Annotated in this window: 15 protein-coding genes and 1 pseudogene; 4 read left to right on the top strand and 12 right to left on the bottom strand. The window is 54.3% G+C overall.

All coding sequences use genetic code 11. The annotated features are described in order from the left end of the window. Both Q0510_RS02285 and Q0510_RS02280 read left to right on the top strand, forming a co-directional pair. Positions 1–291, top strand: a pseudogene (locus Q0510_RS02285) (DUF4954 domain-containing protein); the annotation flags it as partial. Further along, on the top strand, positions 279–851 hold the full coding sequence (locus Q0510_RS02280) for a DNA-3-methyladenine glycosylase I (protein WP_298707847.1): 573 nt from the start codon (positions 279–281) through the stop codon (positions 849–851). The pseudogene Q0510_RS02285 and the gene Q0510_RS02280, both read left to right, overlap by 13 nt. Before the next feature lie 132 nt (positions 852–983). Here Q0510_RS02280 and Q0510_RS02275 read toward each other — a convergent pair whose 3' ends face one another. The 10 genes from Q0510_RS02275 to Q0510_RS02230 all read right to left on the bottom strand — a co-directional run bounded on the left by Q0510_RS02275 (position 984) and on the right by Q0510_RS02230 (position 9,120). Next, on the bottom strand, positions 984–1,394 hold the full coding sequence (locus Q0510_RS02275) for a septal ring lytic transglycosylase RlpA family protein (RefSeq protein ID WP_298707845.1): 411 nt from the start codon (positions 1,392–1,394) through the stop codon (positions 984–986). A gap of 122 nt (positions 1,395–1,516) precedes the next feature. Beyond that, positions 1,517–2,560 carry a cytochrome c peroxidase gene (locus Q0510_RS02270; RefSeq protein ID WP_298707844.1) on the bottom strand — a complete coding sequence of 348 codons (1,044 nt, stop codon included), beginning with the start codon at positions 2,558–2,560 and terminating at the stop codon, positions 1,517–1,519. Continuing rightward, positions 2,557–3,303: an MbnP family protein gene (locus Q0510_RS02265; protein ID WP_298707842.1), complete on the bottom strand. Its 747-nt coding sequence runs from the start codon at positions 3,301–3,303 to the stop codon at positions 2,557–2,559. The genes Q0510_RS02270 and Q0510_RS02265 overlap by 4 nt, the downstream gene beginning before the upstream one ends. 91 nt (positions 3,304–3,394) lie before the next feature. Next, on the bottom strand, positions 3,395–4,693 hold the full coding sequence (gene fucP, locus Q0510_RS02260) for an L-fucose:H+ symporter permease (RefSeq protein ID WP_298707840.1): 1,299 nt from the start codon (positions 4,691–4,693) through the stop codon (positions 3,395–3,397). Between the two features lie 36 nt (positions 4,694–4,729). After that, positions 4,730–5,512, bottom strand: coding sequence for an SDR family oxidoreductase (locus tag Q0510_RS02255; RefSeq protein ID WP_298707838.1), 783 nt, complete (start codon positions 5,510–5,512; stop codon positions 4,730–4,732). 15 nt (positions 5,513–5,527) lie between these two features. Continuing rightward, positions 5,528–6,358, bottom strand: a complete 831-nt coding sequence (locus Q0510_RS02250) for an amidohydrolase family protein (RefSeq protein ID WP_298707837.1) — start codon at positions 6,356–6,358, stop codon at positions 5,528–5,530. 31 nt (positions 6,359–6,389) lie between these two features. After that, positions 6,390–6,719: an L-rhamnose mutarotase gene (locus Q0510_RS02245; RefSeq protein ID WP_298707835.1), complete on the bottom strand. Its 330-nt coding sequence runs from the start codon at positions 6,717–6,719 to the stop codon at positions 6,390–6,392. Positions 6,720–6,723: 4 nt separating this feature from the next. Continuing rightward, complete coding sequence (locus Q0510_RS02240; RefSeq protein WP_298707833.1) at positions 6,724–7,578, bottom strand: fumarylacetoacetate hydrolase family protein; 855 nt, start codon at positions 7,576–7,578, stop codon at positions 6,724–6,726. A gap of 9 nt (positions 7,579–7,587) precedes the next feature. Continuing rightward, entirely contained in the window at positions 7,588–8,334 is a 747-nt protein-coding gene (locus Q0510_RS02235) for a hypothetical protein (protein WP_298707831.1), read from the bottom strand. A 3-nt stretch (positions 8,335–8,337) separates the two neighbouring features. Continuing rightward, on the bottom strand, positions 8,338–9,120 hold the full coding sequence (locus Q0510_RS02230) for an SDR family NAD(P)-dependent oxidoreductase (protein ID WP_298707829.1): 783 nt from the start codon (positions 9,118–9,120) through the stop codon (positions 8,338–8,340). A 115-nt stretch (positions 9,121–9,235) separates the two neighbouring features. On the opposite strand from Q0510_RS02230, the gene Q0510_RS02225 reads away from it, so the two are divergent. Further along, on the top strand, positions 9,236–9,910 hold the full coding sequence (locus Q0510_RS02225) for a M15 family metallopeptidase (RefSeq protein WP_298707827.1): 675 nt from the start codon (positions 9,236–9,238) through the stop codon (positions 9,908–9,910). A gap of 44 nt (positions 9,911–9,954) precedes the next feature. Further along, positions 9,955–10,788 carry a DUF1080 domain-containing protein gene (locus tag Q0510_RS02220; protein ID WP_298707825.1) on the top strand — a complete coding sequence of 278 codons (834 nt, stop codon included), beginning with the start codon at positions 9,955–9,957 and terminating at the stop codon, positions 10,786–10,788. 122 nt (positions 10,789–10,910) lie between these two features. On the opposite strand, the gene Q0510_RS02215 is transcribed toward Q0510_RS02220, so the two are convergent. Further along, entirely contained in the window at positions 10,911–12,599 is a 1,689-nt protein-coding gene (locus Q0510_RS02215) for a RagB/SusD family nutrient uptake outer membrane protein (RefSeq protein ID WP_298707823.1), read from the bottom strand. A 19-nt stretch (positions 12,600–12,618) separates the two neighbouring features. Beyond that, positions 12,619–15,023 (bottom strand): SusC/RagA family TonB-linked outer membrane protein (locus Q0510_RS02210; RefSeq protein WP_298707821.1); only part of this gene is annotated, 2,405 nt, incomplete at its 5' end.

Below are 15,023 nucleotides of genomic sequence, written 5' to 3'. Positions count from 1 at the left end.
GGCTGCCTGCTCGACCTGCACGGCCTGAAAGCCTCCACTATCACCGCCGACGATCTGCGACAGTTCCTTGCCGATTCAGCGGAAACGCTCGGCGTTATTACCGAAAACATCCGGAAGTCCCGCGAAAAGGATTACATCAATCCCTTCCGCCAGATGACTTATGAAAGCACGGAAGAAATGGAAAATGTTGTGGGGAAGCTGGATGAAAATAGTTTTATTTTGCAGACCGCCGAAGAACTGAAGGCTTATAAGAAACAAGTAAAAGAACTGACGAAGAAATGGCAACTGTAAAAGAAAAACAGCGCTGCGGCTGGGCCGGAACCGACCCGCTGTACAACGCATATCACGATACGGAATGGGGCGTTCCCAGCCACGACGACCAGCACCTTTTCGAAATGCTGAACCTGGAAGGCGCGCAGGCCGGCCTCAGCTGGTACACCGTGCTCACCAAGCGCGAAAATTACCGCAAGGCATTCGATAACTGGGACGCTGAAAAAATCGCTAAATACTCCGAGAAAAAAGTGCAATCGCTCATGGAAAACCCCGGCATCATCCGCAACCAGCTGAAGATCCGGGCCACCATTTCCAATGCGAAAGCCTTCCTGGCCGTACAAAAGGAATTCGGCAGCTTCAGCAAATACATCTGGCAGTTCACCGGCGGCAAAACCATCCGCAATGCATTCCAGGGTATGAAGGAAGTACCTGCCAAAACTGAGATTTCCGACGCCATGAGCAAGGATCTGAAGAAAAGAGGATTCAAATTCGTGGGCAGCACCATCTGTTACGCCTATATGCAGGCCTGCGGAATAGTTGACGACCATGTGAAAGGATGCTTTAAATACCATCCCTGATCTGTAACTGTATACAAAAGAAAAATACCGGCGCCAGGGCCGGTATTTTTTTGCAAACGTGTGAGGTTTTTTTGCGGGTTACAACAGACGACGGTTCAATGGCACGTTTGCGGGTTTTCCAACAACAAGCTTTTAAGAAGGGTTCATGGCCAGGTCCAGGATGGGAAGGCTGTTGACGAATTCTTTCGTTACTACTTCCACCTTAACCTTTGTCAGTCCCCAGTGAATAAAACCTAATTTCTTGGCCGCGGCCTGTGTGAGGTCCACGATGCGGCGGTTGGCTGCATGCAGCCGGTCGGTGACGCGCACCACTACCCAACGGTTATTCCGCAGGTTGGTGACCTTGATGAGGGTCCCCAGCGGAAGGGTATTATGGGCGGCCGTCATCCCGTTATTATCGAAAATCTCCCCGCTGGCCGTTTTCCGCCCATGAAACTTCTGGGCGTAGTAGCTGGCCGTTCCTGTGCTCGATTTCAGCTGCGCCTTCGCAGGGGCGATCCCCGCCATCACCGGCAACAGCAGCAAAAGAGCATGCTTCAACACTTTTTTTAATACATTTTTTTGCATGACGCCTGGAATTGGCAAAATTCCTGCCAAATACCGTTAAAACGACGGGTAAGAAATGTTAAAACCGGGGCTACAAATCCTTACTTTCTACTAACCAATTAATTATCAATTAAAATTTCGCTTAACGACTTACTATTGATAAATGTATAGTCCGTCAGGGTTGTGAGGAAGAGGTACAACTGCCGTTGTTCTTCCGTGCTTAAAGGTATGCCATTTTTCACAATCGGATCGATAGTGGGTGTTTGTTCGATGCCCTTGCTGTAGTGCTCGAAAACCTTGAAAATGTCGTAAAAACGGCCATCGTGCATATAGGGCGGGCTTTTGATGATATTACGGAGCGAGGGAACACGGAATTTCAAAAGATCGTCTGAACTGTTGGTGATGCGCATCCGGCCGGCATCGTTCAGGAATTCGTTCCAGGGCAGGCCGTTGTTGCGGAAACTGCCGTCGGTGAACAGGGGTTCTTTGTGGCAGGCGGCGCATTTCGCCTGGAAGATGGCGTAACCGCCGGCTTCGTCGGGAGTAAACTGCGCTTTTTGTTGCTTCACGCTGTCGTATTTCGAATGAAAGGAGTTCATCGTGACCATGAACTGCGACAACGCGCGGAAGAGTTTCTGGCTGTTGATTTCCCCAGGCCCGAAGGCGCCGTCGAACAGGGAACGGTATTTTTTGTCGGCATTGAGGCGGTCAATTAGGCGCTGGAGGTCCTCCCCCATTTCATTTTCATCCGTGATAGGCGTCAGCGGCTGGATGTCGAGATGGTTTACACCGCCATCCCACATGAAATCTTTCTGCCAGATGAGGTTGAAGAGCGAGGGAACGGAGCGGATGCCGTTGCGGTTATCGATGCCGTGGCTGAGTGAATGGTCGAAATGCGCGAAAGCGGCAAACTGCTGATGGCAGAACCCGCAGGAGATCGAGCTGTCGCGCGAAAGGCGGGGATCGTAAAACAGCCGCCTGCCGAGGGCGACGCCTTCCACCGTGGTGGGGTTCTGCGCGAAGTCGTACACCGGCGCGGGGAAATTGGCGGGCAGCTCCACCTGGTAAGGTGTGGGCGCTGCCGGGCGGTTATCTCCCCCGGATTTGCGGCAGGCCCAGAAGAGCGCCAGCACAAAACAGGTATACACGACATATTGCTTCACAGGTCGGTGACGTTCGTTATGCGGAACATAGTTTTATAATTCTCAGATATCTTCCACGCGGCCTCGCCGGGTGCGTGGATGGTGGCGGATGTGGCGAACGATACGGGGTTCGGCTGCCCGAACATCGCGTTCGCATCCACGGTAAAAGTGACCGCCGGTTCGCGGTCGGGGCCTACGGTGATGGAGATCGGCGTCTGGATGCGGATATCCTGTACGGCGTTGAACGGCCCTTTAAACCCTCCGATATGGAAAGTGAGCATGTGATTCGCCGCGGTGGACAACGGCGATGCGCCTTCCATCTTCACCATGATATACCCGCTGTTCCAGCTCCAGAACATGCCCAGCGCGGGATCCAGCGCGTCTGTTTGCGCCCCGCTGACGTTGCGGGTACTGTCTACCCCCAGCTTGAACCCGATGGCGCGGTACTCGCCTTGCGGCGCGAGCAGGAGGATGGATTTGGAATCCGCCTTGCTTTCGTCGACCAGGTGGTAGGTTGCAGGGAGCGCCTGGACGGAGTTATCCATCTTCACGAGATAAACATTGCTGATGTAGTATTTGAATGCGGAAATGGTGAAATCTTCTGCGGAGGGGTTCTTATAAACCGTCGTACCCAGTTTGAGCGCGGCGGTTCCTATTTTATGATCGAAATTCAGCCGGAAATTACCCTCTTTCTTCGGGATGATATCCTTTTTGCAGGCGATGCAAAAAACCAGGCAGGTGAAAAGGAAAAAGCAAGGTTTCATGGGGAAAGAGGTGTTTATCTAAGTTACACAAAAAAACGCTGCAAAACCGGGTGGTCTTGCAGCGTTAAAATTATGCCTTGATTATTGTAAATCAGACGGTTCTGCCGAGTTTATAACCTTTGGTAGCAAACCAGAGCACCACCACGAAGCATACCGCGGGAACGAGGTAGGCCATCTGGATGCTGGTAGCGTCGGAAATGAGGCCCATCAGCGGCGGGAAAATGGCGCCCCCCACGATGGACATCACCAGCAACGAAGAGCCCAGTTTGGTGTGCCCGCCTTCCAGCCCTTCCAGCCCCAGCGAGAAGATCGTCGGGAACATGATGGACATGAAGAAAGGAACGGCCAGCACCGCATAGATGGCTACATCTCCGGAGGCGGTCATGGCGATGGCCACGAGGACAACATTGATGAGCGCATAAATAGCCAGCAGCGAATGGGGTTTCACATACCGCATGAGGAATGTACCCACGAAACGGCCGATCATAAAGCCCAACCCGGCTACCGCGCCCAGCAGGAAGCCCGCGTCTTTCTCGGGCATGTTGCCGGCGAATTTGGCGAAGCGGATGAAGAATGCGCTCACACCAATTTGCGCGCCCACATAAAAGAACTGCGTGATGATGGAGGCGATCAGGTGTTTATGTTTGAAAATGCTGCCTTCCTTAGGACGGCTCGTCTCTTCCGAATTCTCTTCCTTGATATCCGGGAGCTTGGTAAAGATGAAGAGTACCGCCACGAGGATCACCACGATGCCGATAATCATGTAAGGTACTTTTACCGTAGCGGCCTCGGATGCGAGATATTGCTGCAGTTCCGCCGCTGGCATGGCCTGCAGCTGCGCTTCCGTATGCTCGGTTCCGGAAAGGATAAACTGTGCCCCGATGATCGGCGCGATGAAAGCGCCCATCCCGTTGAAGCATTGCGCCAGGTTCAGCCTTAACGTTGCCGTCTCCGGTTTGCCGAGGATCGTGACATAAGGATTAGCTGCCGTTTCCAGGAAAGTGAGCCCGGAAGCGATCACGAACAACGCAACAAGGAAAAAGGAATATTGGCCGGAGTTCGCTGCGGGAATGAACAAAAACGCTCCCGCTGCATAGAGGATCAAACCCAGGATAATACCGGATTTAAACCCGAACCGCTTCATGAAATAACCTGCCGGCAAGGCGAGCAGGAAGTAAGCGAGGAACACGGCAGAATCGATGAACGACGACTGCGTATCCGTGAGCATACAGGCCTTTTTCAGGTGCGGGATCAGGATCGGGCTCAGGTTATGCACGAGCGCCCAAAGGAAAAACAGGCTGGTAACGAGGATGAAAGGGAATAAATACCCCGACGTCCTGTTACCGGAAGATGCGGTCGTGTATTGAGTGGTGGTGGCGCCTCCTGCCATAATGTTGATGTTTAAGGTGTTATTATAACGTTGGAATTAGCTGATCGATCTGTCGAGGTGGGTGTACCCGCCGTCAACGTAAATAATTTGCCCGGTGGTGTGGGAAGATTTGTCGCTCAGCAGGAAAACCGACATGCTGGCGATTTCTTCCGAAGTGGTCATTCTCTTTTCCAGGGGGATTTTCGACACGATGGAAGCCAGTTTGGCTTTCGGGTCGGGCAGGGAATTGATCCAGGTTTCGTACAACGGCGTCCATACTTCTGCAGGATTCACGGTATTTACGCGAACCGAATGCGGCAACAGCTCCACGGCCCATTCGCGCGTCAGCGCATTGATGGCGCCTTTGGAAGCGGCGTAGCCGGAAGTGTTCCCCTGCCCAGTTTCGGCTACCTTCGAACCGATGTTAAGGATAGCGCCTTTGGCGGCCTTGAGGTACGGCAGCGCGAAGTGCGCGAGATTGTAATAATGGGAAAGATTATTCTGAAGCGAGGTCATGAAACGCTCGGGGCTTCCGCTTTCAAGGCCTACACCGTCATTGGCGCCGGCGTTGTTCACCAGCCCGTCGATCCGGCCGAATTCCTTCACGGTAGTATCGATCACATGTTTGCAATCCTCCACTTTCCCCAGCTCCGCGCGGATGGCCATGGCTTTGCCGCCGGCTTTGCGGATGGCGTCCACGGCTTTATTGTTGTCCGCCTCGCTTCTTCCGGCGATCACGGCGATGCCGCCTTCCTGCGCGATCAGTTCTGCAATGGCTGCGCCGATACCTTTGGCGCCGCCTGTTACGATCACTACTTTATCCTGTAACCCGAGATTCATGTGTGGTATAAATTTTTAAGAGATGTGATAAAATGCCGCTGCGTTGCCACCCATGATGCCGGATTTTTCGCTGGCAGACAAGCTGCCGATGAAATTATCCACGATGGCTTTCTGCCGGGCGTAATCGGCCGCCAGCAGGCAAACGGGCCAGTCGGAGCCGTACATGAGGCGCCCCGGCCCGAAGGCTTCCAGCACCGTATCGAGGTACGGCCGGAAGTCGGCTTCCTTCCAGTCCTGCAAATCCGCTTCCGTTACCATGCCGCTCAGTTTGCAATGTACATGCGGCATTCTCGCGATGCGGCGGATCTGCTTGGTCCAGTCGCCAATTTCTTTCTTTTTGATGTATGGCTTTGCCAGATGATCGATCACCAGCGGCTGCTCCGGGTGCTTTTCCACGAACTGCTCCACGGCGGGCAGCTGATGCGGGAACACGAGGATGTCGTAAGTAAAACCATGTTTCTTCAGCGCGGCGACCCCGTTATTGAAATCTTCGCGCAGCAAAAACTTATCATCCGGCTCGCCCTGCACGATATGACGGAACCCCTTCACCAGCGGCCGCTCCGCCCAATACGCAAGCCTTTCGGCCACGTCTGGCGAGCGCAGATCAACCCATCCCACCACCGCCTTCACAAAATCATTGCCCTGCGCACATTCCAGCAGGAAATGCGTTTCGGCTTCCGACTGATCGGCCTGTACGGCCACACAGCCATCGATGCCCGCGGCTTTGAGAAGGGGCGCCAGGTCGGCGGGGAGGAAATCACGGCGAATGACGTTCATCTCTTCCGTGATCCAGGCGTCCCGCACAGGGTCGAAACGCCAGAAGTGCTGGTGTGCATCAATTGTCATAACGTTGCTAGTTGGCGTGCTTGTATCAGTTCTAGAGCGAAAATACCTTGTCCATCATCACCCATTTTTCGCCGGGTTTGGCGACGGGGATGGCTTCCTGGTATTTCCACATCAGCGTTTCCCATTCCTGTACTTTTGCGTTGGCTGCATCCATGGCGGCTTTCCGCTCAAACGAAAAATCCGGGCCCACTTCCATGATCATGAACATCCGGTTGCCCGCACGGTAAATTTCGCAGGCTTCCACACCCGCGCCGCGGATGCTGTCCAGGATTTCCGGCCAAACGGCGCGGTGGTACGCTTCATATTCTGCAATCAGCGCCGGATCATTTTTCAGATCCAGCGCCAGACAATATCTTTTCATATCGCTATTTTTTCCAGGCCTCCGCCGTTTGTTTGGAAGTGCCCAGCCCGTCGATCCCCAGTTCGATCACGTCGCCGGCTTTCAGGTATATCTGGGGGTTGAAGCCCAGGCCCACGCCTGCGGGTGTACCGGTAGAGATCACGTCGCCCGGGAGCAGGGTCATGAACTGGCTCAGGTACGAAACGATGAACGGAATTTTGAAGATGAGGTTGGAAGTGTTACCGTCCTGCATGGTTTTGCCGTTAACGGTCAGCCACAGGCGCAGGTTGTCCACGTCCTTGATCTCGTCTTTGGTGGCCAGCCATGGCCCAAGCGGTGCAAAGGTGTCGTTGGACTTCCCTTTCACCCACTGCCCGTTTCTTTCCAGCTGGAATTCACGTTCGCTGTAATCGTTATGCAGCGCGTAGCCGGCAACATAATCGAGGGCTTCACTTTCTTCCACATAGCTGGCTTTCTTACCGATTACCACGGCCAGTTCCACTTCCCAGTCGGTTTTCACGCTGTTGCGGGGGATGATGAGGTTATCGTTGGGCCCTACCAGCGAGGAGGTGGATTTAAAGAATACGATGGGCTCTTTCGGGATGGCGGCGCCGGTTTCTTTTGCGTGGTCGGCGTAGTTGAGGCCGATGCAGATGATTTTGGAAGGGCGCTGCACGCAGGAACCCAGGCGGGTACCGGCAGGCACCTGCGGACAAGTTGCTCCATTGGCAGTCCACCAGGATTGCAAGCGGGCCAGTCCGTCGGTTTCAAAAAAGCGCTCTCCGAAATCTTCTCCGAAGGCGGACACGTCAAACATGCCGTTGTCTGTAACAACACCCGGTTTCTCTTCACCCGGCAATCCGAACCTGATTAATTTCATATCCTTAGATTATTTAACTGTTTTGATTTGTTTGTAGCCGATGCGGCCGTTCACGACCTTCACTTCGTAAATGTCTTCCGTTTCGCCGTCTTCCATTTCGAGGCCTACCACGCAATGGTCTTCCGCCACGGCCATGATATAAGGTTTGGTGCCGGCGGGCGTGGCCAGTTCCACTTCCCTCCTGACGCCGCCGAATTCCATGTAAACACCTACTTTCTCAGGCGTGGCATTGCGGAGGTCCACGACGAATTCAGCGATGATCTGCCCCGACTGGATGGATTTGGCATAGCGCGTTACCTTTTCGTAGTTGCGGATGGCATCGCCGAGGCCCATTTCCTTCTCTATGTAATTATAGATCCGTTGCGGGGGAGACGGCACCCAGAGGATGCGGAGCGATTTGCCGTCCTGCGTACCGTGGTAGTAGCGGGTATCGCGGTTGGGTTTGATGAAGCCAATCCAGACGCTGTTGGGCGCATCCCACAGTACTTTGTACAGCGAGGTGTCTGCCAGGTTTTGCATGAGCGGGAGGTCGTTGAAGGATTTTTCGTACTTCAGCGAATCTACCGTCCAGAAGAACGTCACTTTCGAGGTATCTTTTTCGCGGCCCTCAATATTCACCCGGAGGGTCCCGGCGGGTGTTGCAGGCGCAACGGGCGCCTCGCCTTCATGGTAATCTTTGCGGGCCTTTTCTTCGGCGCTGGGGCCTGCGCAGGCCGCCAGCATCACGAGCATGAGCCCGGGGATGGTTTTGTACATGGATTAATTGTTCAGTTTGATAAAGCCCCCGTCGATCGGGTAGTCGCAACCGGTGATGAAACCGGCCTCGTCGGAGCAAAGATACAACGCGAGATTGGCGACTTCAACAGGCTTGGCCATCCTTCCGATGGGTTGCGTTTTGGAGAGCTTATCGAACATTTCGGCCTCTTTGCCGGGATAGTTTTTGGCGATGAAGCCGTCCACAAACGGGGTATGCACGCGCGCGGGCGAAACGCAGTTGACGCGGATGCCGGCGGCGAGGTAATCTTTGGCGGTGGAAAGGGTCATGGTAAGCACTGCGCCCTTGCTCATGGAATAAGCGAAACGGTCGGGGATGCCCACGCTCGACGCGATGGACGCGACGTTGAGGATGACGCCGCCGCCCTGGGACTTCATCTGCCCGATCACGGCGTACATGCAGTTATATGTTCCTTTAACGTTGACGTTGAAGACGCGGTCGAAATCCGCTTCGGCGGTGTTTTCGAGGTTACCGACGTGCGCGATGCCGGCGCAGTTCACGAGGATATCGAGTTTCCCGGCGGAGTCGGCGATGTGATTCATTACGCTCACCACGGCGTCCTGGTCGGCTACGTTGACCGCATGCACGAGGGCTTTGCCGCCTTCAGCCACGATCTCATCGGCCGTCACCTTACCGGCCGCTTCATTCAGCTCCAGTACGTGTACCGTAGCGCCCGCCTGCGCAAACGCCTTCGCAACAGCCTGGCCGATACCGCTTCCGGCACCGGTTACCACGGCCGTTTTTCCATCTAATCGGAACAAACTCATCTTTCTGTAATTTTAAGGGTTCTAAAATACCTCAATTTGAACCAGTATTACAATTCTTTTTTAGCCTCATTCTATACAATCTTGACTATTTTTAGACCCATCTAAATCGATACTCGTGAAAAATCTATTCATCCTTTGCTTTTTAGGCTTATCCCTGGCCGCCTTTTCCCAAAAGGCGCCGCCGAATAAATACGGCCTGGCCGTAGTGGGCGACATGGCATTATATCACCAGCTGGTCAAATCCGACCCGGCGCAGGAGCTGGTGCGCGTCACGGAAATCCCCATCGATGTGAAGTATGCGACAGACAGCAATTTCACCAAAACACAGCTTTACCCCTACCCGGCCGTTTACCTGCGGCGCCCCGTGTACCAGGCGCTCCTGCAACTGCAGGAATTCCTTTCGCCGATGGGCCTCAGCCTCAAGATCTACGACGGCTACCGCCCCTACCGCGTCACCGAAAAGATGTGGGAAGTGGTGCCCGACGAACGGTATGCCGCCGATCCCAGGAAAGGCTCAGGGCACAACCGCGGCGCAGCCGTCGATCTCACCATCGTCTACACCAAAACCGGCAAGGAAATGGAAATGCCTACGCCGTACGACGACTTCACCCAAAAAGCCCACCACAACGCCGCCAATGTAACGCCCGAAGCCGCCGAAAACCGGACCCTGCTCCGGACGCTCATGGAAGCCCACGGCTTCGTGGCCCTCGAAACAGAATGGTGGCATTACGCCCTCAAAGGCGCCGCCCGCTTTCCGCTCATGGATATCTCATTTGAGGACCTGCGATAAATTTTATAGTTTAACAGCCTAATTCATTACACCGTATGATACGTATGATAAGATCGACCCTCGCTGTAACGCTCGCCCTCGCTCTCGGCAGCGCCAGTTGTTCCGCCCAGAAAAGCGGCTGGATCAAACTGTTTAACGGAAAAGACCTCAAGGACTGGGATATCAAAATCACCGGCCATGCCCTTAACGACAACAACGGGAATACTTTCCGCGTGGAAGACGGCAACCTCGCCGTGTCTTACGAAAACTACGAAGCCTTCAACGAACAGTACGGGCACATCTTCCATAAAAAGAAATTTTCCGCTTACCTGCTGGTGATGGAATACCGCTTCGTGGGCGACCAGGTGAAAGGCGGCCCCGGATGGGCTACGCGCAATTCCGGCGCCATGATCCATTCGCAACCGGCGGCTTCCATGGGTAAAGACCAGGATTTCCCCATTTCCATCGAAGTGCAGCTGCTCGGCGGACTCGGCAACGGACGCCGTACCACGGCCAACCTCTGCACGCCCGGCACCAACGTGGTGATGAACGACAAACTGATCACCGCGCATTGCGTGGATTCCAAAAGTGAAACGTACGACGGCGACCGCTGGGTAAGAGCGGAAGTGCTCGTACTGGGCGATTCTATCGTGAAACACATCGTGGAAGGCGATACCGTGCTCACGTACTACAAACCCCAGATCGGCGGCGGCAACGTTTCCAACGCGGATCCCAAAATCAAACAGGACGGCAAGCTCCTTTCCGAAGGATACATCGCGCTGCAAAGCGAAAGCCATCCCGTGCAATACCGCAAAGTAGAACTGTTCGACCTCGCGCCGTACATGAAAGACAAAAAGAAACTCGACAAGAAACTGGCAGAATTGCAGAAACGCAAATAACCTGATTCACCATACAACGAAAATCCCGGCTGGCTTGCGCTGACCGGGATTTTTTCGTGTCTGTCCAAAAAAAGCCCCCCGGACGAACCGGAGGGTTTTTGGTTTTTCAATGTTCCTCTTTCCTATTCGTATCCATTCGGTTTGAGATTCGGGTTGGTGTTCATCGCTCTCCTGGGAATAGGGAATACGCTGCGGTCTTTCGCATCAACCGGCTTATCCCACCATTCTGCTCCGAACCGGCCCCAGCGTACGAGATCCGTGCGGCGGTGGCGTTCTCCCAAAAATTCCCTTCCCAGTTCGATCACGAATTCGTCGTCCGTGAGTTTGGCCAGGTTGGTTACGTAACTGTTAGCCGGCCAGGCCGCATCTGTGAAGTTGCGCCTGCGTACGGCATCGAGCAGTGTTGCTGCTTCGGCTTTGGCGCCGGCGCGGTATCTGCATTCCGCCAGCGAATAATACACTTCCGCCAGGCGGATTTCAGGAGCGGAGTTGAATTGGAAGAATCCCTGCGACATGGGCAGCCATGGGAATTTCATGAGCCGCACACCGGAGTTCTCTTCGCCGGTCAGTACCTGCGAGCCTTCGCCCCAGCGGCCGCCGGGTTTTTCCGAGAAGCGGGCCACCTGGTCAACGTATGCCAGGGGTTTTCCTTTGTATTCTTCCGTTCCTACAATCGGTTTGGTACTGTCGAACCCAACACCGCCGGGAACATAAGCATATTGCTGCCCGATCAGGAAGAAGCCTTCGTAGGTCGCATTCCGGGAAGTGGTGCGGAAAGGTTGCCTGCGCTTGTCGCCTTCGGGATAGCGCTCGTATGGCATGCCCAGCTTGTACGTGTACAGTGCGCCGTCGGGGTTGCGCGAAGGCGTGAGGTGAATGCCGTTCCAGCCGCCCCAGTCGTTGTCGAGGGAATAGCGGGCCTGGTAGTGCATGGTGGCATTGTACATCCAGCCGAATTCGTAGATGTTTTTGGCGTGGGGGAATTCGAAAATGTTTTCCGGGGAACGGTAACTGTTGATACCGGAACGGAAAGGCCCGCGGTAATCGGTATCAATGGAATAGGTGCCGTATTTGCCGTCGATGATGTCCTGGGCGACAGTAGCGCATTCCGTGAACTTCGCCGTTCCCGTCCATTTTTCAGCATTGAGGTATAGACGCACGAGCAATGCTGCCGCTCCGCCCTGGTCCCAACGGCCGATGCGTGTGTTTTTCGGAAGACTGGGGATCGCTTCCTTCAGTTCCTTTTCGATAAACGCAAAAACCTCCGCCGGGGACGATGCAGGCACTACTTCCTGCGGAGTATTGTAGAGCGGTACGGAACGGAACATATCGATCAGGAACAAGTAATACCACGCGCGGAGCGTTCGCAGCTCGGCCAGGTTATGCGCCTTGTCGGCATCCGTTAAACCCAATGCGGGATAATTCTGCTTTTCCAGGTCCCTCATGATGAGTACGCATTGCGAGATCCCCTGGTACGGGCCAGACCAGGCGCCGTACACGCGGTTGTCTTCCGCCGTCCAGCTATGGCGATGCAAGCGTTGCCAGTCGCCGCCGTCATAACCGTGGATGCCTTTCTGGGTCCAGACGAAGTTATCTGCCGTGAGCTCCTGGAGCAACCAGCGGTCGCCATCCCATCCGCACCAGTGGCCATGTTCATAAGGGCGCACCACCGCGGCGATCACGGAATTTTTATCCTGGTAGTATGTATTTCCATCCATTACACTGAATGGTTTTTCATCCAGGTTGGTACATGCGGTGACGGACAATATCGAGAGCAGCATTACACTGCTTATTTGATGTTTGATCTTCATGATGAATTCGTTTACGTGGTTAGAAAGTTACCTGGGTCCCAAATGTGAAGCTGCGGGTTACGGGATACAAGCTCAAGTCGCCATAGCCCGGGGTAAGACCGGTCACGCCGATGGACGTGGGATCCAGCCCGGAATACTTGGTAATCGTGAACACGTTCCGCACACTGCCGTATACACGGAGGCTCTTCACGATCTTGGAAGTCAGCTTCGGCGACCATCCCAGCGTGATGTTTTCCAACCGGAAATAATCTCCGTCTTCCAGGAAGTAATCGGTGATCAGTTTGGAAGATTTGATATGCCCGTTGCGGGTATATGCATCTTTCAGCAGGTTGATGCCCTGTTCTGCCTGCAGGCCATAATACATCTGGTACAGGTTGAGTATCTGGTAATCGAAGCGGCCGCGGAAAAAGAGGCTGAGGTCAAATCCTTTGTAGTTGAAGGAATTGCCCCAGGAAAGTTCGTATCTCGGTGCGCCGTTACCGATATAGGTCCTGTCGCGGTTGGCGTTCGCATCCTGGAAGCTGATCGCTTCCTTGCCCGGCTGCCCGTCTTTCCACACCATAATTTGACCTGCATCGTTTACGCCTGCATATTTATATCCGTAGAAGCTACCCAGCTCGGTACCGGGATCGAGGCGGTATGCGCGACCCGGGTTACCCGGCGACGGTAAATCCTGGAGTTCCCTGAAGTTGCCTTTGAACTCGTTGTTGGACCAGGTGACGAGTTTCGATTTGATGTAGGATGTGGTGATGCTGGTGTTATAGATAAAATTCTCCGTCTTTACGGCATCCCAGTTTAAGGTAAGCTCGATACCTTTGGAGCTGGTAGTTCCCACGTTCACGAACATCTGGTCGTGCGGGAAGGCGCCAACCGGTACGTCGTAGTTATCGAGGATACCTTTGCTCCGCCTGTCGAACACATCCAGGTTACCGGAGAGGCGGTTATTGAACATGGCGAAATCGAGGCCGATGTTGTACGCCGCGGCCCTTTCCCACGCAAGGTTCGGGTTGTAGTTGTTGCCGGGTCCGTAAACGGTGATCCACTGGCCCTGGTCGTTCTGATACTTCCCATACCCGGAATAGCGGAACAATGCGGTATAACGGTTGAAACCGGATCGGCCTGTTACGCCGTAGGACGCCCTCAGCTTCAGTTCGTCGAACACGCGGCTGTCTTTCAGCGCCGGCAGGTTGGAAATACGCCATGCACCGGAAACGGCCGGGAACATACCCCATTTGTTATCGCGCCCGAACTTCGAGTTTCCTTCGTAGCGGAACGATGCGGTGAGGAAGTAGGTATCGTCGAAGTTATAATTGATACGGCCGAGAAATGCGATCAGTTGTTCTTTTTCCTTGCCGGATCCCATACCGAGGCGACCTGCTTCCAGGTTCCAGAGGCCCGCGCCCAGGTTGTTGTAACCAAAAGCGTCGCTCGGGAAATTCATGTTTTCCGCATTGAATTGCTGGTAGTTGAATTCCTGGTACGAATAGCCGCCCATCGCGCTGATATCATGTTTCCCGATCCGGGTGTTGTAATTGCCCAGCCATTCGAGGGTGTAATCCGTCCATTTTTCGGTTTGCAGCCTGGCCCTGCCGGTACGGTTGTTGGAAATGGATTCCGGCGCTTTGGAGTTGTAGTATTCCCTGCGGAGCTTATCCTGTCCCTGGCGGGCCAGTTTTAGTTCCGTATTGAAATTTTTCAGGATGTGGAATTTCGCGTTGATGTCCACGATGGAATAATTGATATCCGCACCGTTCTCGCGCGTGAGCAGGTCGGCAACCGGGTTGTAAGTGTCGAACCCGGCGAGGAAGTTGTACTTCGTGGGTTCGTCCGGATCCATAATAGGAATGGTGGGGTTCAGTTTGGCCGCCTGGTTGAAAGCGCCGTAGTTGGTGTATTCTTCTTTTGCGAAACGCTGGGAAACATTGCCGGAAAATTCCAGCCGGCCGTCCAGGGCTTTCTGCTGGAAATTAGCGCGGTAACCATATTCTTCGCGGTCGGACGCGATGTCGATCCCTTGTTTGGTGCGGTAGTTGCCCGACAGGCGGAACACGGTATTTTCGTTACCGCCGGTTACGGTGATGAACTGGTTGGTACCGATGTTGCCGGTATTGAGCAGTTCGTTGTACCAGTTGGTGCGCGCTCCCTGGTCGGTGCCGCGGTTGTGGGAAAGATACTCCCCGGCGGAAAGGATGTCGGGTTTCGCGGCAATGGCATCATGTTCAATATAGCTGTCGTAAGTGAGCGATACACGGCCGCTTCTGCCTTTTTTGGTTTCGACGAGAATAACGCCGTTGGCGCCGCGGGAGCCGTAGATAGCGGCGGCGGCGGCGTCTTTGAGGACGGAATAGGAGGCGATATCCTGTTGCATAATATTGCGGAGATCACCGCCGGGCATGCCGTCGATAACGATGAGCGGCGAGGTGC

Source organism: uncultured Chitinophaga sp. (genome assembly GCF_937874145.1).
GTDB lineage: Bacteria > Bacteroidota > Bacteroidia > Chitinophagales > Chitinophagaceae > Chitinophaga.
The sequence above is the reverse complement of the archived record's forward strand: the minus strand, read 5'-3'. Positions and strand labels throughout refer to the sequence as shown.